This window comes from Flavobacterium sp. GL_143 (genome assembly GCF_057834355.1).
Map to the genome: position 1 here is coordinate 4,948,504 of NZ_CM174401.1, position 20,374 is coordinate 4,968,877.

Annotated in this window: 19 protein-coding genes; 3 read left to right on the plus strand and 16 right to left on the minus strand. The window is 31.6% G+C overall.

Going from position 1 to position 20,374, the window contains the following annotated elements:
• Positions 1-12: 12 nt before the first annotated feature.
• Positions 13-756, plus strand: coding sequence for an acyl-[acyl-carrier-protein] thioesterase (locus AC3IPI_RS20890; RefSeq protein WP_039113068.1), 744 nt, complete (start codon positions 13-15; stop codon positions 754-756).
• Positions 757-1,031: 275 nt separating this feature from the next.
• On the opposite strand, the gene AC3IPI_RS20895 is transcribed toward AC3IPI_RS20890, so the two are convergent.
• From AC3IPI_RS20895 to AC3IPI_RS20950, 12 genes are all read right to left on the minus strand, one after another.
• Positions 1,032-1,748 carry a response regulator transcription factor gene (locus AC3IPI_RS20895; RefSeq protein ID WP_035620894.1) on the minus strand — a complete coding sequence of 239 codons (717 nt, stop codon included), beginning with the start codon at positions 1,746-1,748 and terminating at the stop codon, positions 1,032-1,034.
• Positions 1,749-1,751: 3 nt separating this feature from the next.
• Positions 1,752-3,332 carry a sensor histidine kinase gene (locus tag AC3IPI_RS20900; RefSeq protein ID WP_489155468.1) on the minus strand — a complete coding sequence of 527 codons (1,581 nt, stop codon included), beginning with the start codon at positions 3,330-3,332 and terminating at the stop codon, positions 1,752-1,754.
• A 59-nt stretch (positions 3,333-3,391) separates the two neighbouring features.
• Positions 3,392-3,988, minus strand: coding sequence for a dephospho-CoA kinase (coaE, locus tag AC3IPI_RS20905; protein ID WP_489155470.1), 597 nt, complete (start codon positions 3,986-3,988; stop codon positions 3,392-3,394).
• A 1-nt stretch (position 3,989) separates the two neighbouring features.
• Positions 3,990-4,991, minus strand: coding sequence for a glycosyltransferase family 2 protein (locus AC3IPI_RS20910; protein ID WP_039120199.1), 1,002 nt, complete (start codon positions 4,989-4,991; stop codon positions 3,990-3,992).
• A gap of 128 nt (positions 4,992-5,119) precedes the next feature.
• Positions 5,120-6,310, minus strand: coding sequence for an enoyl-ACP reductase FabV (fabV, locus tag AC3IPI_RS20915; RefSeq protein WP_039113071.1), 1,191 nt, complete (start codon positions 6,308-6,310; stop codon positions 5,120-5,122).
• A gap of 107 nt (positions 6,311-6,417) precedes the next feature.
• Positions 6,418-8,070, minus strand: a complete 1,653-nt coding sequence (gene recN / locus AC3IPI_RS20920) for a DNA repair protein RecN (protein WP_489155473.1) — start codon at positions 8,068-8,070, stop codon at positions 6,418-6,420.
• A gap of 51 nt (positions 8,071-8,121) precedes the next feature.
• On the minus strand, positions 8,122-9,006 hold the full coding sequence (gene porD, locus AC3IPI_RS20925) for a type IX secretion system protein PorD (protein WP_039113073.1): 885 nt from the start codon (positions 9,004-9,006) through the stop codon (positions 8,122-8,124).
• Complete coding sequence (gene coaBC, locus AC3IPI_RS20930; RefSeq protein WP_489155475.1) at positions 8,999-10,210, minus strand: bifunctional phosphopantothenoylcysteine decarboxylase/phosphopantothenate--cysteine ligase CoaBC; 1,212 nt, start codon at positions 10,208-10,210, stop codon at positions 8,999-9,001. The genes porD and coaBC overlap by 8 nt, the downstream gene beginning before the upstream one ends.
• Before the next feature lie 9 nt (positions 10,211-10,219).
• Positions 10,220-10,537, minus strand: coding sequence for a DNA-directed RNA polymerase subunit omega (locus AC3IPI_RS20935; RefSeq protein WP_012025451.1), 318 nt, complete (start codon positions 10,535-10,537; stop codon positions 10,220-10,222).
• A gap of 9 nt (positions 10,538-10,546) precedes the next feature.
• A complete protein-coding gene (locus AC3IPI_RS20940) occupies positions 10,547-11,341 on the minus strand; it encodes an outer membrane protein assembly factor BamD (RefSeq protein WP_039113093.1) in 795 nt (264 codons plus the stop codon).
• Positions 11,342-11,477: 136 nt separating this feature from the next.
• Entirely contained in the window at positions 11,478-12,359 is an 882-nt protein-coding gene (gene dapA, locus AC3IPI_RS20945; RefSeq protein WP_489155478.1) for a 4-hydroxy-tetrahydrodipicolinate synthase, read from the minus strand.
• Position 12,360: 1 nt separating this feature from the next.
• Positions 12,361-12,885, minus strand: coding sequence for a DUF6913 domain-containing protein (locus AC3IPI_RS20950; protein ID WP_039113076.1), 525 nt, complete (start codon positions 12,883-12,885; stop codon positions 12,361-12,363).
• Between the two features lie 47 nt (positions 12,886-12,932).
• On the opposite strand from AC3IPI_RS20950, the gene AC3IPI_RS20955 reads away from it, so the two are divergent.
• Both AC3IPI_RS20955 and AC3IPI_RS20960 read left to right on the plus strand, forming a co-directional pair.
• Positions 12,933-13,712, plus strand: coding sequence for a 5'-nucleotidase (locus AC3IPI_RS20955; RefSeq protein ID WP_323489255.1), 780 nt, complete (start codon positions 12,933-12,935; stop codon positions 13,710-13,712).
• 65 nt (positions 13,713-13,777) lie between these two features.
• Positions 13,778-14,689, plus strand: a complete 912-nt coding sequence (locus tag AC3IPI_RS20960; protein ID WP_489155481.1) for a bifunctional metallophosphatase/5'-nucleotidase — start codon at positions 13,778-13,780, stop codon at positions 14,687-14,689.
• Here the strand turns inward: AC3IPI_RS20960 and AC3IPI_RS20965 are convergent.
• From AC3IPI_RS20965 to AC3IPI_RS20980, 4 genes are all read right to left on the minus strand, one after another.
• On the minus strand, positions 14,679-15,368 hold the full coding sequence (locus AC3IPI_RS20965; protein WP_039113079.1) for a lysoplasmalogenase family protein: 690 nt from the start codon (positions 15,366-15,368) through the stop codon (positions 14,679-14,681). The genes AC3IPI_RS20960 and AC3IPI_RS20965 overlap by 11 nt on opposite strands.
• On the minus strand, positions 15,358-17,361 hold the full coding sequence (ligA, locus tag AC3IPI_RS20970; protein WP_409416922.1) for an NAD-dependent DNA ligase LigA: 2,004 nt from the start codon (positions 17,359-17,361) through the stop codon (positions 15,358-15,360). The genes AC3IPI_RS20965 and ligA overlap by 11 nt, the downstream gene beginning before the upstream one ends.
• Positions 17,362-17,487: 126 nt before the next feature.
• Positions 17,488-19,422, minus strand: a complete 1,935-nt coding sequence (locus tag AC3IPI_RS20975; RefSeq protein WP_489155484.1) for an OmpA family protein — start codon at positions 19,420-19,422, stop codon at positions 17,488-17,490.
• Positions 19,423-19,433: 11 nt separating this feature from the next.
• A complete protein-coding gene (locus AC3IPI_RS20980) occupies positions 19,434-20,366 on the minus strand; it encodes a PorP/SprF family type IX secretion system membrane protein (RefSeq protein ID WP_039113082.1) in 933 nt (310 codons plus the stop codon).
• Between the last annotated feature and the right edge of the window lie 8 nt (positions 20,367-20,374).

The following is a 20,374-nucleotide window of genomic DNA, read 5'->3' on the forward strand; positions in this document are numbered from 1 at the left end:
GATAAAGGACTCATGCCAATCTCTCCAAATTTCACGTCTGTATTAAGCAAAGACTGGGAAATCAATTTTACACAATGCACACCAAATGGATATTTAAAATATACCGATATGTGCAATCTTTTACAACTAACAGCCGCCGCCCACTCAGAAGTTGGAGGAATTAGTTTTACAGATATGCAGGAATTCGATCAAGCTTGGGTTTTAAGCCGAATGCGCGTAGAAGTTACTGCTTTGCCTAAATGGCAAGATGTGGTAACGGTAAAAACATGGATTAATAGTCTGGAAAATTCCCGTTCTGTACGTGCATTAGAAATGTATGTAAACGGCAAAAAAATAATTGGCAGCGAGACATTCTGGGCAGTTTTTAATACAAAAGCACGTCGCCCTGAAGGATTAGCACTTCCTTATGACCATTTTGAGTTATATCCAGATAACAGAGCCACAAAAGAAGGTTTCTCTAAAATTAATATCAATCCAGAAAAAGAATCAGTTTTTGAAAAAACCGTTTATCTATCCGATTTAGATATTGTAAACCATGCCAATAATGTAAAATACTTAGAATGGTGTTTGGATCACGTTGACCCAAAACATATTCTGAATCAGGAAATAGAAAGTTTCGAAATGAATTTCTTAAAAGAATTATCCTTAAACGATGCTGTTGTAATACACGAAAGTGAAACTGAAGACAATTCAACCTTTAGTATTACAAAAGGCGATAAATCTTGCTTCGCATTACAACTTAACTGGAAGAAATAAGGTTTTCAGAACTAACATTTTTAATATCCTGCAAGGTTAAAAAACCTTGCAGGATTATCAATTAAAATCTTCATATTCTATTTTAAATAAACATCTCTTAACCCTGATTGTAATGAAAAGCATTTTGAAATAAAAAAAAACATTTCCTGAATAAAAACAGCGACCAGCGGAAGCTCGTTTTTAATCATAGGAAATGCCTTTTTTATGAAAAATCTTGTAACGGAAAGCGGGAAATAGTTACAAAAAAAAGCTCCGATTTCTCGAAGCTTTTTAATTTATGCAGTTACTTTGTTTTTAACAACTAATCTAAAACCTTCACCGTGGATGTTAAGAATTTCAACATCTTCGTCTGGTTTAAGATACTTTCTAAGTTTGGCGATATAAACGTCCATACTTCTTGAAGTAAAGTAATTATCATCTCTCCAGATTTTTGTTAATGCTAATTCTCTTGGCATTAAATCATTTTCATGAAGGATTAACATTTTCAATAATTCGTTTTCTTTTGGAGATAACTTTATTGGCTCTTCATTTTCAAAAGTTAAAAATCTAAGTTTTGAATTTAAATGAAATTTACCAATGTTAAACTCAAACTGAACTTGCTCAGCTTTAGTATCAGAAGATTTTCTTTGAATAATCGCTTTGATTTTCATTAATAATACTTCTGAATCAAATGGCTTATTCAAATAATCATCTGCTCCTGCTTTGTACCCTTTTAACACATCCTCTTTCATAGATTTTGCTGTTAAAAAGATAATAGGCACTTCGCTATTTTTCTCTCTGATTTCTTTTGCTAATGTATATCCGTCCTTATATGGCATCATGACATCAAGAATACATAAGTCGTATACGTCTTTCTTGAATTTCTCGAAGCCTTCCATTCCGTTTTTTGCCAATGTAACTTCAAAGTCATTTAGCATTAAATAGTCTTTAAGAACTGCACCAAAATTAAGGTCATCTTCTACTAAAAGAATTCTTTTATTGATATTTTCCATATTTTAATTTATTAGTGGTATTTTTATTATAAAGGTACTACCTTTCCCTTTTTCACTTTCTACGTAAACTTGACCATTATGGTCTTCTACTATCCTTTTTACATATGATAAGCCCAATCCGTGGCCTTTAACATTATGTAAATCTCCCGTGTGTTCTCTGTAAAATTTCTCAAAAACTCTTTTTTGAGCCACTTTACTCATTCCTAACCCATTATCTTTTACTTTTATAAGAATCATATCTTTAATGTTCTCTGTAAAAATTTCTATTTTAGGAATACCTGGCGAATACTTTATAGCATTCTCTAAGATATTAACTAAGACGTTGGTAAAATGTACTTCATTAATTAATGCTGTCGCTCTGGCTGCATCGTAATGATTTGTAATAGTACCTTGTCTATCCTCAAGAATCAAACTTACATGCTCAATTGCATCATCGATAATCCCATGGATTTCGGTCGGTTCTTTGTTGATATCCAATTCACTTTTCTCTAATTTAGAGATTCGTAATACATTCTCAACCTGAGCGTGCATTCGTTTATTCTCGTCCCGTATCATCTGAAGGTACCTAAAGACCTTCTCTTTATCTTCGATTATTTTAGGATTTTTAATGGCATCCAAAGCCAGATTTATTGTTGCAATTGGAGTTTTAAACTCATGCGTCATATTGTTTATAAAATCTGTTTTAATTTCAGATATATGTTTCTGACGTATTAACTGATTTAATGCACTTGTATAAGCAATTATGATAATAAGCGTAAATATGATTGACAATATGGTTATACTTACTAACTCTGATAGTAAAAATTTCTTCTTGTGAGGAAATGTTACCGATAACTCATATTTGTTATTCCCTTCATTATCTGCAAAAATTGGTATCGAGTAGGTTGATTCTTTATCATATTTAAACCCATCCGATTTAATTTTGGTAGCAATACCGCTACTATAAATTCCAAACTCGAATTTTGTTTTTACACCGTACTCTTCTAATTCTTTTTTCAGCAGCTTTTGCAGCTTCTCTTTGGTGATCCTTTCGTTAATTGGCATTGCCGAAGCAATGTCTTTAAAGAATATCTCAAATTGCGCGTTATCTAAAACATCCAGATTTCCTGATTTCTCAATCTTTACATCTGGTATTATGCTTTGTTGCAACGAATTATCTATACTGTTATTATTATAAACTTCGGTTGTACGCTTAGAATTAAAATTCTTAAACCTTTCGTTACTAAATTTCTTATCAAAGAACGAGCCATTTATATTATAATCTTCTGATATAATACTATTTGAATATACAATTGTTTTATTTGTTCTAGGATTTTTTTGAACGTAATAAAATTCTAACAAATCATTTTTTTGTGGTACTTTACCTGTACTATCTTTATAATGATTGTATTTATCATAAAAACTATAGGCTTCTTGCTGTTGTAGCTTATCGGCTACATTTCCAATAACTTGTTTAACATGAAACTTAAACTGTTCGTCATTATTTTTAAACGAAGAAGTAAACCAATATACCTGAACAAGAATTATCCCTATTAAGGATAAGCTCATCAATAAAACAAGAATTCTAAAAAACAATTTATTCATCGAAACAAAATTAATATTTTAACAATATACTAAATAATACATTAACCAAATATTAACATTTAAGAGTGATTTTGTTTAATATCTAAAATTTTAAGAATTTTAACAACTTCTTGCTTAGCAATTTTAAGATTCAAATTATGAATAATATAATTACTATTAGCAAAACGCTGTTCATCGTTCCATTGCATATTCATCCTTTTTAAAACATGTTCGCGAGTAGTTTTATCGCGATTCATTACCCTCTCAATTCTGGTTTCCTGGGGTGCGGTAACCGTAATTATAATGTCACATTCTTTATAACGTCCGCTTTCAAACAAAATTGCTGCTTCGTAAATTATATAGGGCTCTTTTTTATGCTTTAGTAACCAATTCTCAAAATCCGTTTTTACAGCAGGATGTACAATTGCATTGAGTAATGCTAATTTATCTGCATTATTAAAAACAATATCAGCCAATTTGGCTCTATTTAATGTATTATTATCAAAAATTTCAGCACCAAAAGTTTCATGAATAGCGGCAATTATTTCATCGGATTGCATGACTTTTTTAGCCTCATCATCGGCAATATAAACAGGAATTCCCATTTCATTAAAATACCCTGCTATGGTAGTTTTACCACTACCAATACCTCCTGTTAAGCCTATTACTTTTGTCATATTAAATCTTAAAAAATAATCCCGGAAATGCTTCTTGTGGCTTTTTCTTTAAGATAATTATCTTAATAAACGATTCTAAAAATCCAATTCCGTAACCATAAAATTGCTTCCAAACTGCAATAACTGATAAAAATCCAATTTTTAAACTCTTATTTTGAATTGTCGATACTATAAAAATTATGACAAAATAAACAAAATACAATTGTAATAATATATCAATGTTGAAAAACAGCAATATAATAACTGCCAAAACAAGTCCTAAAATAAAACAAGTTGGAAAGAAAAAAGTAAGTTTATTATATTGGGGATACCAACTATTAAGTATTGGTCTGGCTTTTCCAAATTTATTTACCTGAATCGAAAATTTATCCCAATCGATTCTTCGTTTATGATATACGTAAGCTTTAGAGAAAAGTCTGGTTTCAAAACCTAAATTCCATAAACGTATTGATAGATCTGGGTCTTCGCCAGGGTGAATGTTTCCAAATCCTTTTGATGCTTCAAATCCTTTTCTAGATAATCCCATATTAAAGCTACGCGGCTGGAACTTGCCTATTTTCTCTGAACCTCCTCTTATCCCTCCTGTTGTAAGGAAAGATGTCATGGCAAAATTAATTGCTTTCTGAATATTCGAAAAACTAGCCAATGCTTTATCCGGACCACCAAAACAATCTACATAATCTTCTCTTAGTGCTTTATCAACTTCTGATAAATAATCAGGTGGGATAATACAATCTGAATCAAAAATGATAAAGTAATCTCCTAATGCTTTACGCATTCCAAAATTTCTGGAATCTCCAGGTCCTGAATTTTCTTTAAAATAATAGGAAATATTTAATTTTCCTTGATATTTCTGAACTATGTCATCGCATGGCAATGTTGAACCATCTTCTACAAGTACGATTTCAAAAGGCTCTTTATATTCAGATAATAATAAGCTTTCTAATAGCTCATCAACTTCGTCAGGACGATTATACACTGGTATAATTAAAGAAAACACCATAATTAGGTATGCGGTATTAAGGTAGTATTTGTTTTAACTGTAAAATTTTAACAAAGGTAAGTTATATCCATAAAAAAACCACCAACTTTGGGTTGATGGTTTTAAATAATTATATAAATTCAGTTGGATTATTTGATACTTTCTATCCCAACTACTTCGTTTGTGTCTGCTTTGTAATCTACTCCTTCAAATTCAAATCCGAATAAGTTTAAGAAGTCATTTCTGTATCCAGCCAAATCACCAATTGCCGGCAATGTTTCTGTAGTTGCTTCCAACCATAACTTAGCTACTTTTTCCTGAACATCTTCACGCATTTCCCAATCGTCGATACGGATTCTTCCTTTTTCGTCTGTAGGAATTGGTTTTCCTGTATATAATCTATCTTGGAACAAACGCTGAATTTGCTCGATACATCCTTCATGAAGACCTTCGGCTTTCATAATTTTGTACAATAATGAGATATATAATGGAATAACTGGAATTGCAGAACTTGCTTGTGTAACTAATGCTTTATTTACTGAAACGTATGCTTTTCCGTCTAAATCTTTTAAACTATCTGTAATAGCAAATGCTGTAGCTTCTAAATCGTCTTTAGCACGACCGATAGTTCCTTTACGGTAAACTGCCTCTGTTAAAGATGGTCCAATATAAGAATAAGCAACTGTTGTAGCTCCAGGAGCTAATAGGTTTTCTTTTTTCAATGCATCCATCCACATTGACCAATCTTCACCGCCCATTACTGCAACAGTGTTAGCAATCTCTTCTTCTGTACATGGCTCGATAGAAACCTCTGTTACATTTCCTGTATGAAAATCAACAGTTTTATTAGTAAATGTACTTCCGATTGGTTTTAAAACTGAACGATGCAATACTCCTGTAACAGGGTGCAAACGAACTGGAGAAGCTAAGCTATAAATAACTAAATCAATCTGACCTAAATCAGCTTTAATCAAGTCTAATGTTTGTTGTTTTACTTCGTTAGAAAAAGCATCACCATTGATACTTTTTGCATATAATCCTGCTTTGTGAGCTTCTGCTTCAAACGCTGCTGAGTTATACCATCCTGGAGAAGCTGTTTTTCCTTCAACTGGTGGTTTTTCAAAAAACACTCCAATTGTAGCGGCATTAGATCCAAATGCGCTTGTAATTCTAGAAGCCAATCCAAAACCTGTTGATGCTCCAATTACTAATACTTTTTTAGCACCTTCAATTGGTCCTTTAGATTTTATATATTCTATTTGATTTTTTACATTTTGTTCGCATCCTTTTGGGTGTGATGTCAAACAAATGAATCCTCTCATTCTTGGTTCTATAATCATAATTTTGGAACTGTTTTTTATTTTTATTTTATAAAATGCTGGTATTTAACTACCGTTTTTTACTTGGCAAGACCGTTTATTTTGATTGACAAATATAATCCATTTTTTTAGTTAAGCAAGGCTTTAGCATGATTTAAAGCTGAATCTGAAACGACTGAACCTGACAACATTTGAGCAATTTCCATTACTCGTTCTTCTTGTGACAGAAGCTTTAATTCTGATTGTGTATCATCATCTACTATTGACTTAAATACCTTAAAATGAGACTCTCCCTTTGCCGCTATCTGCGGTAAATGAGTTATTGCGAAGATTTGCATTTGCTGACTCATCTCTTTCATTATCTCTCCCATCCTAACTGCTATTTCTCCTGAAACTCCTGTATCGATTTCATCAAAAATTAATGTTGGCAATTTAGAGTATTGTGCCAAAATTGCTTTTACTGCAAGCATTATACGTGACATTTCCCCTCCTGAAGCAACTTTTTTAAGTAACCCAAAATCGGTTCCTTTGTTTGCGGAAAATAAAAACTGAAGTTCATCTTTTCCGTTCGGGAAGTATGTTTCTCCAAAATTAATATCAATTTTAAAACGAACATTTGGCATTCCTAATGTTTCTAATATTATTATTAATTTATCTGACAATAATGGTATTGCAGCAATTCTGTTTTCATGAATTTTATTTGCAAAAGCGTCCAACTCAATTGTTTTTTGCTCAATCGAAGTGGTTAATTTTGTTATTTCTTCTTCGATATTACCTAATTCCAGAACTGAATTTTCTAGTTTAGTTTGAATTTCAATTAAATCATCAACCGAAGCAACTTGATGCTTTTTTTGTAGATTATAAATAACCTGCAATTTCTGACTGATGAAGTCAAGTTGAGCCGGATCATTCAATAATTTCTCTGATGCTTTTTGCAATTCACCCGAAACATCATCAAACTCTATTGCCAGACTTGTTATCCTTTCAAATAAAGCTCCATATTCTGTCGAGAAAGTAGCAATTTTATGCAAAGAAGCTTTTATTTCATTAAGATTCTGGATTACTCCAAATTGTTCTTCATTGGCTATAGCCAAAGATTTATCTAATGATTCTTTGATAATCTCAACATTGTTAAGTTTTTCAAATTCTTCTTCCAGCTCTTCTTGTTGTCCCGATTTTAATTGCGCAGCAACTAATTCATTTAAAAGAAAGGTATTATACTCTTGTTCTTTAGCCGATTCGCTTTGTTTTTTAAGAAGGGAATTCAGCTTTGTTTTATCTGACTTATATTTCTTTAAAACATTTTGATAATCTGTAATAACACCAAAATTATCAGCAATTGCATCAATAATCTGAAATTGTACGCTTTCTTCTGAAAGTTCCTGGGTTTGCTGTTGCGAATGAATATCTATTAAATACAAACTCAACTCTTGCAATTCCTGAAGATTTACTGGACTATCATTTATAAAAGCACGTGATTTTCCCGAAGGCAAGATTTCGCGTCTTATTATAGTATCTTCTTCATAATCTAAATCATTAGCTTCAAAAAAAGCTTCCAGATTGTATTTAGAAATTTTAAAATGTGCTTCGATTACACACTTTTCTTCTTTATTTTTCAATGAAGTCAAATCGGCTCTTTTACCTAAAACTAAGCCTAATGCACCCAATATTATCGACTTTCCAGCTCCTGTTTCACCAGTAATTATAGAAAAGCCTTTTGAAAAATCAATTGATAATTTTTCAATCAGTGCATAATTTTTTATTGACAATGAAGTAATCATATCTCTTTTTTGTAATATAAGTTTTGGAAATAAGCAATCTTAATAGAATGCTTAAAATTTAATCTGCGACCATTTAGCAGAGTTCATTGGCGAAACTCTATTTAAATTCTCTACTAAATCTGCTATAGGAACACTTGGCCCTCCTGTAAATATAGATACAATTTCATCTGATTTAGCATCAAAAAAGACACGCGTTAAAAAAGCATTTGGTTTCGTTGCATTTAGTTTTCCTATAAGCGATAACGAAGTTTTAATTTTTTCTTTGGCTAGCTTTAAATCCTGATTCATTACATCTAAACCTGTATGATACCCATAAACACATTGTCTCAAGTCATTATATGTTGGCGAAAGCATATCGTTAATTAAGAAATAACGATTTTGTACTCCATCAGCCTGACTCCAGCCTTTATATCCTCCTTGTTGAGCTACATTGGCAATACTTTGAGCAGTCTCGAAAAAAGGATTCCCTAATGCTGGCATAAAAGTATCAGCATCCATTCCTAAAATCATGTAGCTATAAAAAGTCATTATAGAAACAAGATTTGATTCGAAAACATTTGGATTATACAATAAATTTTCAAATTCTGTATATCTAAAACTTAAATCCTTATCATTAAAATTGAATACTGGAGATGAGTAAGTAGAATTATAAATTAATCGAGATGATTGTATTTGTATTGTACCCGAAAACTGATCTGAGTTATTTGACGTAATCGTAATATACATCGAACAGTTTATTTTTTCATTTTGCTTTAGCAAACTCCCTGTCCAATCTGTATTGTTTACAAATTCGCTCAATGCTGTCTGCAATGTTTTAAAAACTTGCTGATTTGCATTAGGAAGCATTTGAGAATTTACGGTTACCGTACAATTTAACTGTTGCGCCTGCGTAAGGCCAAAAGTTAAAAACAACAAAAAAGTAAGTATTTTATTCATGAAAATGCTTTATCACCTTATTTAAAATATCAATTGCAACTGCTTCTTTGGATTTTAATTCCATTGGTTCGATGGCAAAAGCCTTATCAATAAAGGTTACTTTGTTAGTTCCCCCACCAAAACCTGCTCCTTTATCCTGTAAAGAATTTAGAACTATCAAATCTAAGTTTTTTTTCTGAATTTTCAGCTTTGCATTCTCAATTTCATTTTCAGTCTCTAAAGCAAATCCAATTAAAAATTGTTTTTCCTTTATTTCTCCTAATGACAATAAGATATCTTTTGTTTTTTCCAGCTCAATTGTAAAATCTTCTGAAGCTTTCTTTATTTTTTGCGATGCAACTATTTTCGGTCTATAATCCGCAACTGCTGCTGCTGCAATTGCAACATCTACATCTGAGAAATATTCATGACATGCATCATACATTTCTTGTGCTGATGTTACCGAAATTACTTTTACTGATGTGTTTGTAACTTTACAATTTGTAGGTCCTGCAACAAGAATAACCGAAGCTCCTAAGTTTGCTGCTTCTGATGCAATATCAAACCCCATTTTTCCTGAGGAATGGTTTCCTATAAAACGCACTGGATCTATTGCTTCGTATGTTGGACCAGCTGTGATTAAAAACTTTTTCCCTTTAAGAGGTAATTTACTTTCTAAATCAGCTTCTAAAAATGCAATTATATTTTCTGGTTCTGCCATACGACCTTCTCCAGACAAACCACTAGCCAACTCTCCGCTTTCAGCAGGAATAATAGTATTTCCAAACTGTTTTAATAACGAAAAACTCGCTAACGTTGAGGGATGTTTATACATATCCAAATCCATTGCTGGTGCAAAGTAAATTGGACATTTTGCCGATAAATAAGCTGCTATCAATAGATTATCGCAAGTACCGTTTGCCATTTTTGACATTGTATTTGCGGTAGCTGGAGCAATAATCATCAAATCGGCCCAAAGTCCTAATTCGACATGATTGTTCCATTTTTCATTTTCATCTTCTTGATTAAAGAAAGAAGAATGTACTGGATTTTTTGATAAGGTTGATAACGTAAGTGGCGTTACAAAATCCTTAGAAGCAGGTGTCATGATTACTTGAATCTCGGCACCTGCTTTTATAAAAAGTCGTACTAATGATGCTGTTTTATAGGCTGCAATTCCACCAGAAACTCCTAGTAAAATTTTCTTACCGTTTAAAACTGACATGGTACTGTATTATTTATTTGAATTTCTGTGGTATGTTTTACCGTCTAACCACTCTTGAACTGCTAAAGCGTGTGGTTTAGGCAATTTTTCGTAAAATTTAGAAACTTCGATTTGTTCTTTGTTTTCGAAAACTTCTTCAAGACTGTCATTATAGGTAGCAAATTCTTCTAACTTTTCAGTCAATTCCTTTTTAATTTCAGAATTAATTTGATTTGCTCTTTTAGCCATAATAGTTATTGCCTCATACACATTACCTGTAGGCTCTTCAATAACCGTTTTATTGTAGGTAATTGTATTTACTGGAGCATTCGTCTTTTTTAAATCCATGACTTTATTTTATTTAGTAAAATTTTGTAACTCTTTTTCAACTCTCTCATTCATCTCATCAGCTTTCACTTTGTAATGAGTATCACTTTTATATTTCATTAAATTAGAATATGCAGTTTTAGCTACTTTTAAACGGTCTTCCATTTTTGCTGAAATACTGTTAATTGCTAACTGATATGCTGAATCAAATTTATAATACAATGCATCTTCTTTAAATTCTGTTCCTGGATACTCTCCAACAAAATTATCAAATGCTACTATCGCCGATTTAAAATCTGAGATAGTATTATATCCTTTTGCATTTTCATATGCTTTTTTCTCCAATTTAGTAGTTAATGCTTTAAGACTTGCATTTGCCTCTACTATATATTGTGAATTTGGATAATTATCTATAAAAGCCTGTAACTTATCGATAGCTTTATTAGTATCTGTTTGATCTAAACTATATACTGGTGACAACATCGAATAACTTTTTGCTCCTAAATAAGCCGCTTCTTCTACTTTTTCACTTCTTGGATATCCAGAAACAAAACTCTCGAATTGATATCCAGCTAAATAATACTGTTTTGTTTTATAATAGGATTGAGAAAACATATAAAATAATTTCTCTGCCTGAGGCTTTCCTCTATATGATGCTGCAAGTTGCTCAAACAAACGAATTGCTTTAGTATACTTTCCGGCATCGTACATTTTTGTTGCAATTTCAAATTTTGCTGCTACATCATCATTTTTTAGTGCTTTTTGATAATCACTACAAGAACAAAAAAGAACAACTACAAACAATACAGATATTATTTTTTTCATTTTTTTACTTTTATTATGATTCCCAGGATGTTTATATCCAAGTAAAACCACACCGAAGTTTCGGTGGCAAATTTAGTTATTAATTTAGCTACTACAAAATATTTTTTGGTATAATAAAACACCTCGTTTTTTATTTTTATTTAATACTTTTTTTAACAAATTCATCAATGCGATTTACAAGTGATTCATCGGCTACAACAAGCGGTAATCTTACAACATTCTCAGCAATACCAAGTGATTTAAACACTTGTTTTATTCCTGCTGGATTCCCTTGCTCAAAAATCATATCAATACAATCTGATAAAAAGTATTGTGTTTTAAATGCTTCATTTACTTTTCTATTCAATCCTAAACGAATCATTTCTGAAAATTCTTTTGGAAAACCTTGCCCAATAACTGATATAACACCTGAACCTCCCGCCAAAATTATTGGCAAAGCAATCATATCATCTCCTGATATAACGAGAAAATCACTTGGTTTATTTTTAAGCAATTGCATTGCTTGTACCAAATCTCCTGCAGCTTCTTTTATTGCAACTACATTTGCAAAATCATTTGCTAAACGTATAACTGTTGATGGCAACATATTGCTAGATGTTCTTCCTGGAACATTATATAATATTACTGGTATTGGTGATGCTTCGGCAATAGCTTTAAAATGCTGATAAATTCCTTCTTGGGTAGGTCTGTTATAATAAGGTGACACTGACAATATAGCTTCAAAAGCTGAAAAATCTCTAGTTTTTAATTCTTCAACAATTTGCATTGTATTATTTCCTCCTACTCCTAATACTAAAGGTAATCTTCCTTTATTTGCATTAATAACTGTAGTGATAACAAGTTCCTTTTCGTCTTGAGTTAATGTTGCGTTTTCTGCAGTCGTACCCATAACTACAAGATATTCAACTCCTCCATCTACAGAAAAATTAACTATTCTTTGTAATGCTTCTGTATCAATTGAAAAATCTTCTTTAAAAGGAGTTACTAGTGCAACGCCTGTTCCTATTAATGATTGCATATTAGATTGTATTTGGTTTAATGTTTTTTAAATATTTAAATAATTCATTCACGAAAATTTTATATTCCCGAACGTTGGTATCAATCATCAATCGATTTAATCTTTTATCAATTGATGCAAAACCAACTTTGAACCTGGCATTCGAATTTTGTGTTACAAGCATCAGCATTACTTTTTCGATATCATAATAACTTATTAATAAATCGAATTTTTCGTTTACAAAGTCTTTTAAAAATCCTTCGGCAATCTTTCCATTCCAATTAAGATGATCAATCCCAAAAGTTGGACAAGAATACGTCTCTTTTTTATTGAATTTGTCTTTATAAACAATAATTTTGATGTTCTTTTTCTCAATTCCTTTTGATACCAATTCGGCTAGTAAAGCTTCTTTTTCTGAAAAATGACTTTCATCTATAAGTAAACCAACCTTTTGTATATCATTAGTAAATGCACCGTTTTTTACATTATTAAGATTTTTCTTTAACGATTTTTTTACAAAAAAAACCTTTGTATAATTTAAAAACATAGTACTTTTACTAGATTACAAAATTAATTATTTAAGTCGCATTTAAGATGGTAAAACTAAAAAAGTATAACGGATTTTTAAAACTTTTTGTTATATTCTTAACACTTTTTTTTGGAGTTTCTTGTAGCAAACAAACTTATCAAGTTTCAAAAATTGAAGGTAAACTAATTCCTATTACAAGTACTCAAAATCAAACTCCCGAGATTGAGAATTTTATTAAGCCTTACAGAGAGCACATTAATAAAGATTTAGATAGTGTGCTTGCTTATTGTCCTCAAACACTGGATAAAAGTACTGGTAAATGGCAAACAACTATTGGTAACTTAATGGCTGATGTATGCCTGCAAAGAGGGAATTTAGTTTTTAAAGCCAGAGAGAAAAAAGATCTTGATATTTGTTTTCTTAATCATGGTGGGATTCGAGCAATTCTTCCTAAAGGGAATGTTACTGCCAGAAATGCATTTGAAATTATGCCTTTTGAAAACAGTCTAGTTGTTATGGCTCTAAAAGGAGAACAGGTGCTAGAAATGGTTACCTATTTTATTGGTGAAAAGAAACCTCATCCTCTTTCTGGGATGACTTTTACGATAACTAAGAACAATACTGCAACGAATGTTTTAGTTCAGGGTAAACCTGTCGAAAAAGACAAAATTTATTATGTTGCTACAAATGATTACTTAGCAAATGGTGGTGACAATATGAACTTCTTTAAAAAGAGTGTTCAGAAATATGATTTAAATTACAAACTACGAGACATTCTTATTGATTATTTTAAATCTGTTGATACAATTCCGGTTCCTAATGATGTCCGAGTAACACAAGAATAAGATAAACAATTAAAAAAATATTTAAGAACTTTGGGTTCAAGCGTTTTACCGCAAAATAAATTAAAATGAAAAGAAGAGATTTTATTGAAAAAACCGCTGCTAGTACAGCATTATTGAGTTTGGGTTTATCTATGAGCAGTTTTACATCATCAAATGTAAAACACATAACTATATTACATACCAATGATGTTCACAGTCATATTGACCCTTTTCCTGCTGATGATCCTCGTAATGCAAACATGGGTGGTGTATCTAGACGTGCTGCTTTGATTGATGTAATTCGTAAAGAAAATCCAAACGTTCTTTTATTGGATGCCGGAGATATTTTTCAGGGAACTCCTTACTTTAATTATTATGGTGGTGAACTGGAGTTTAAACTAATGAGCATGATGAAATATGATGCGTCTACAATTGGTAATCATGATTTTGATAATGGTTTAGATGGATTATATGCACAAATGCCTCATGCTAAATTTGAGTTTATCTCTTCTAACTATGATTTTAAAAATACTGTAATGGACGGGCTTGTAAAACCGTACAAGATTTTTAATAAAGATGGTATAAAAATAGGTGTATTTGGTTTAGGGATTCAGCTTGATGGATTGGTAGATAAATTAATGTATAAGGAAACTGTTTACAATGATCCTGTTGAAACAGCTACTGATATGGTTCGAATTCTTAAAAAAGAACAAAAATGTGATTTAGTAATTTGTTTATCACATTTGGGTTATAAATATCGTGATGATGCTACTAAAATCTGTGATTTAAAACTAGCTGAACTAACTCAGGATATCGATTTGATTATTGGTGGACACACGCATACTTTTCTTGATAAGCCTACTGTTGTAAAAAATAAAGCTGGTGAAGATGTCTTAGTTAATCAGGTAGGATGTTACGGGATTAATTTAGGAAGAATTGACTTTTATCTTAATAATGATAAAACAAAATCGGCTCAAGGAAAATCTATTATTGTCTAACCCGAATATTTTCGATTCTTTTTTGGATAAAATATTTTACCATAAAATAATAGGACAACATTTGGGTCGTATCTCTTATTAAGGCCAATACTACTGAATGATCAAAGGATTGGTTAAAAATAAAAAAGATGTCTGAGAAGATAAAGCAAGTTGTCATCAACGTTACTAAAAGGGTGAGATACGTACCTTTGGTTATATAACTAATAAATGAGACACAACCTAACACGCTCAATACTATACCATATATGGTATAAATAAAATGGTTCTGACCTACTTTCTCGTATTGTAACCCGAGAACAGATACTAAAAGGTATATAATAAACAAAACGACTATTGCTACTGGCAAATAGTCGTTTTTTCTTAATTTTATTTTTCGATAATCTTCTATTATTAATCTTAGCAATAACAAATAGACTAATAAAAAAGAGAAGAGTGAACCCAACTCTGAAGCCTCTACCTCCATTAAATTAAATACTTCTCCAATAAAACAAAGTGCAAAAATAAATCCCTGAATTATACTTATCTTATAATTGGTTGTAATAAGATAATATATAAATATTGAAGGCACTACTATTGCCTTTGCGTACATACCAATAAAATCTTGCTCTAAAAAATCAAAGATAATTGTTAATGTTAATGCTAAGAAGTAAAGAATTAATGACGGGGTGTTAGCTTTCATTTAATTTGGTTATAAAATCATCTTCTGAAATTATAGGGATATTCAATTTATTAGCTTTTTCTAATTTAGCTGGCCCCATATTTTCACCGGCAACAACAAAATCAGTTTTGGCAGAAATTGAACTTCCTACTTTACCTCCATTATCTTCGATAGTTTTTTTAATATCATCTCTTGAAAATTTAGAGAAAACACCCGAAACTACAAAAGTTTTTCCTTCAAATTTGGTAGTTGCATTTGGATTGATTTTTTCGACAATCTCAAATTGTACTCCGTAACTTTTTAAGCGTTCAATGATTCTCTTATTTTCATCGTTCTCAAAAAATTCTATTACGCTTTTTGCAATACGCTCTCCTATTTCATCTACCAGAACTAAATCCATTAAAGTGGCTTGGCTCAATGCGTCAATATTTTTGTAATGTTTAGCCAATTTTTTGGCTACTGTTTCTCCTACAAATCGGATTCCGAGTGCAAACAAAACACTCTCGAATGGGATTTTTTTAGAATTCTCTACTCCTTTTACTAGGTTTTCTGCCGATTTTTGAGCCATTCTATCTAAAGGTAAAATCTGCTCTACGGTTAACTCATATAAATCGGCGTAATTATGAACTAATCCATTATTAAAAAGTAACGCTACGGTTTCTCCTCCAAGTCCTTCAATATCCATTGCTTTTCTTGAAATATAATGCTGGATTCTACCTATAATCTGCGGTGGACATCCGTAAAAATTAGGGCAATAATGATTTGCTTCTCCTTCTGATCTAACTAACTCTGTATTACATTCTGGACAATGTGTAATGTATTTTGTAGGTTCTGCATCTGCTGGACGCTGTGTTAAATCGACTGCGATGATTTTCGGAATGATTTCCCCTCCTTTTTCTACAAAAACGGTATCGTTTATTCTAATGTCTAATTTTTCTATTTGATCGGCATTATGCAAAGAAGCTCGTTTTACAATTGTTCCTGCCAATTGTACTGGCTCTAGATTTGCTACTGGCGTAATTGCCCCTGTTCTTCCTACTTGGTACGAAATCGAGTTTAATTTGGTCGAAACCTGCTCTGATTTAAATTTATATGCAATTGCCCAACGAGGCGATTTAGATGTATAACCTAACTCTTCCTGGTGCTGAATACTATTTACTTTTATTACTACTCCATCGGTTTCATAAGGTAGCTCATGACGATGTACATCCCAATAATCTATAAAGTCAAATACTTCTTGTAAATTGTTAGCCAGTTTAGCTTCTACAGGTACTTTAAATCCCCATTTTCTTGCTAGTTCTAGCCCTTCATACTGTGAGGAGAAAGGTAAATTATTACCGGTTACAAAATAAAGTAAGCACTCTAATGGTCTTTTGGCAACCTCAGCGCTATCTTGTAACTTTAAACTTCCTGAAGCTGTATTTCTTGGGTTTGAATAAGGCGTTTCTCCTATTTCGATTAAATCCTGATTCATTTTTTCGAATCCTGCAAATGGTAAAATTATTTCGCCACGAATTGCAAAAACAGGTGGATAATTTCCTTTTAATTGTAACGGAATCGATTTTATAGTTTTGATATTATTGGTTACATCATCTCCCTGAAATCCATCTCCTCGAGTAACTGCACGTTTTAATTTTCCGTTTTCGTAAGTAATACTTATCGAAGCTCCATCGTATTTTAATTCGCAAGTATATTGTAAATCAACGTTTCCTAATACTTTTTGAACTCTGGTTTCCCAATCGACCAAATCTTCTTTTGAATATGAATTATCTAATGAATACATACGATATTCATGAGCTACTGTCTGGAAGTTTTTGGTTACTGTTCCTCCTACTCGTTGAGTTGGTGAATTTTCATCAAAAAATTCTGGATGCTGATCTTCTAACTCCTGAAGTTGCTTTAATTTCAAATCAAATTCATAATCTGATATTGTAGCATTATCAAGTACATAATAATTGTAATTATGCACGTTTAGTTCATCTCTTAAAGCTTGTATGGAATCCTGAATATTCATATTTTATTATAATTCGATTGTCTTTTATTATCCTAAAAAAGTTTGTCTAAAATAGACATTCAAAAGTATAATTAAAAACAAAAAAACCACTCTTTTAAGAATGGTTTTCACAAAGTTTTTTGAACATTATTTTTCTATTACAATAAAATCGGAACGTCTGTTAGCAAGATGCTCTTGTTCAGTACATTTTACACCATTACTACATTTATTCACCAATCGGCTTTCTCCATAACCTATTGCACTAGCAATTCTGAAAGGTTCAATACCTTTAGAAAGAATGTAAGTTTGAGTAGATTTTGCTCTGGCATCCGAAAGCTTCATATTATAAGCGTCTTTACCTCTGGAATCTGTATGTGACTCGATTTTAATTTTAATCTTAGGGAATTTTTGCATCACAAATACAACTTTATCCAATTCGGCTGCGGCTTGAGGATTGATATTTGATTTATCATAATCGAAGAAAATAGGATTGATATCTACTTTTTCTACTCCATCTTTTTTAACTACTAAATCATCATAATTACTAAGATAGAAATTAACGTCTTTTATCTCGGAATTGTTATCTTTTGTAGTTTCTATAAATTTTTCGTCTCCGCTAAAATTTGGCTTATTGGCCGTCATTTTTATTCGTTTATTACACGGAACTTCTAATTTATAATTTCCATCTGCATCGGTTTTGGTTTCGGTAATAACGGCATCATAAACATCATATGCTATAATAAATGTATCGCTTAAACCTTTCTTGGTTTTGGTATTTATTGCCTGACCAGAAACGAGTTGATTACAGATAGGTTTTCCTTTGGTAAAATAATAAATATCATCATCTCCTTTTCCTTGTGCACGATTTGATGATACATAACCGTAATTTTCTTTGGGATCTATTACAAATGAAAAATCATCTTTATTACTATTTATTGGTGCACCTAAATTTCTAGGAGCAGAAAAATTTAATTCTCCCGATAGTTTACTTTCATATACATCTAAATCGCCTAAACCATAATGTCCATCTGATGAAAAATAAAGTACTCCATTTCTATATGAAGGAAAAACATCATTACCAAGTGTATTAATTGTTGGTCCTAAATTTTGTGGTGAACTCATTGTACCATCATCGGCTATCTTTACAACGTACAAATCGGTTTCTCCATAACCTCCTGGCATATCCGAAGCAAAGAATAACATTTTGCCATCATCACTTAAATATGGATGCCCTACTGAGTATTTATCACTATCAAAAAATACTTTTTCGGTTTTAACTAATTTGTTATCTTCTATTGTTCCTTTTATAATCTGGAAGTTATTGGTTCTGGATTCATCTATCACTAATTTATTCTTTTTAAGAATATTGGTTGTGTAATACATGGTTTTCCAATCTGGGCTAAAGGTTACTGTTGCCTCATGATACTTGGACATTACATTAGGTATAAAAAGTACTTCATTGAATAAACTCCCATCAATCGCACTTCTTTCGGCTACATATAAATTTAAGAATGGTTGTTTGTTCCAATTGTATAATTTTTTATCAAAATTACCTGTATCTCTTGCCGATGTAAATACTACTTTATCTCCATAAAAAGTTGCTCCAAAATCGGATTTATCGGTATTAATAGCAATATTTTTTAAAGTATAAAGTGATTTTGCTTTTGATAAACTATCTAATAATTTCTTTTGATAGATATATCTGTCTATCTCTTTTTGATCTCCTTTTTTATTTAAGTATTCTTTGGTTACTTTATCCGCATTATCATAATCCATAACTCCTTTCATGGATTGAATGTATCTTAGATAATAAATATCGGATAGGTTATCTCCTTGAACTTCATATAGTTTTTGATACCATTTTAAAGCATTTCGATTATCGGAAATAAAATAATACGAGTCGGCTGCATTCTTTAAAGTTTGAACCGATGGTTTATCTATTTTTTGCAAACACTCTTCGTATGCTTTTGCAGCATCTGTATAGGAGTAATTTTTAAATAAAGCGTCGGCTTTTTTTAAGTTTGTTTGCGCCAAAATTGATACAAAGCTAAATAGCAAACTAAGTATATAGAATTTTTTCATAGGTCAGGTTTTTAAAAGAATCTTGGAGATTTAATTTTACTTGGATCTTTATGAAATTGATAACGCAATATGAATTCATGGGAACCATCGTTGTATTTATTCAAATTGGTTACGGTATAATCATATGAGTATCCGATGTAAAAACTTGGCGAAATTTGAAATCCTGCCAATGCACTAACCGAATCATCAAAGCGGTAGGATACTCCTAACACTACTTTTTCCTGAAGCATAAAATTGGCAGAAACATCTACAGACATTGGTGCTCCACTTACCAGTTTGGCTAAAAATGCAGGTTTAAATTTTAAACTTGGACTCAAATCAAATACATATCCTCCCATAAAATAATAATGTAATCTATCATAATCTATCGATTCTTGTATATCATTATAATAATCACTTCTTATAAAGCTAGGTACGGATGCTCCTGCATACCACCTGTCGGTGTAGTAATATACCCCTGCTCCTATTGAAGGCTTGATAACATTATTTATATTAGTATTTAACAATGCATCATTACCATCATAGTATCGGCCTTTTGACCAGTCTATGTTCATCATTCGCATTCCTGCTTTTAACCCAAATGCTAATCTTTTTTCATACCCTAATGGTATGGAATATGAAAAATTACCATCTAGATACAGCTCATTTGATGGTCCTAGTTTATCATTGACAACACTTAGTCCCAAACCTATTTTTTCATTTCTTAATGGTGCTTGTACAGAAAGCGATTGTGTTTGTGGCGCACCATCTATACCAACCCATTGTGATCGATGTAATAATACTGCCTCCAAGTATCCTGTAGAACCCGCATAAGCTGGATTAATAACCATTGTGTTGTACATATACTGTGTATATTCAGGATCTTGTTGCGCATTAGCAAAGAACGATACAAACCCGCAAAATATTAAAAAATAGGACTCTATAAATTTTACACTTAGTTTCATACTATAAC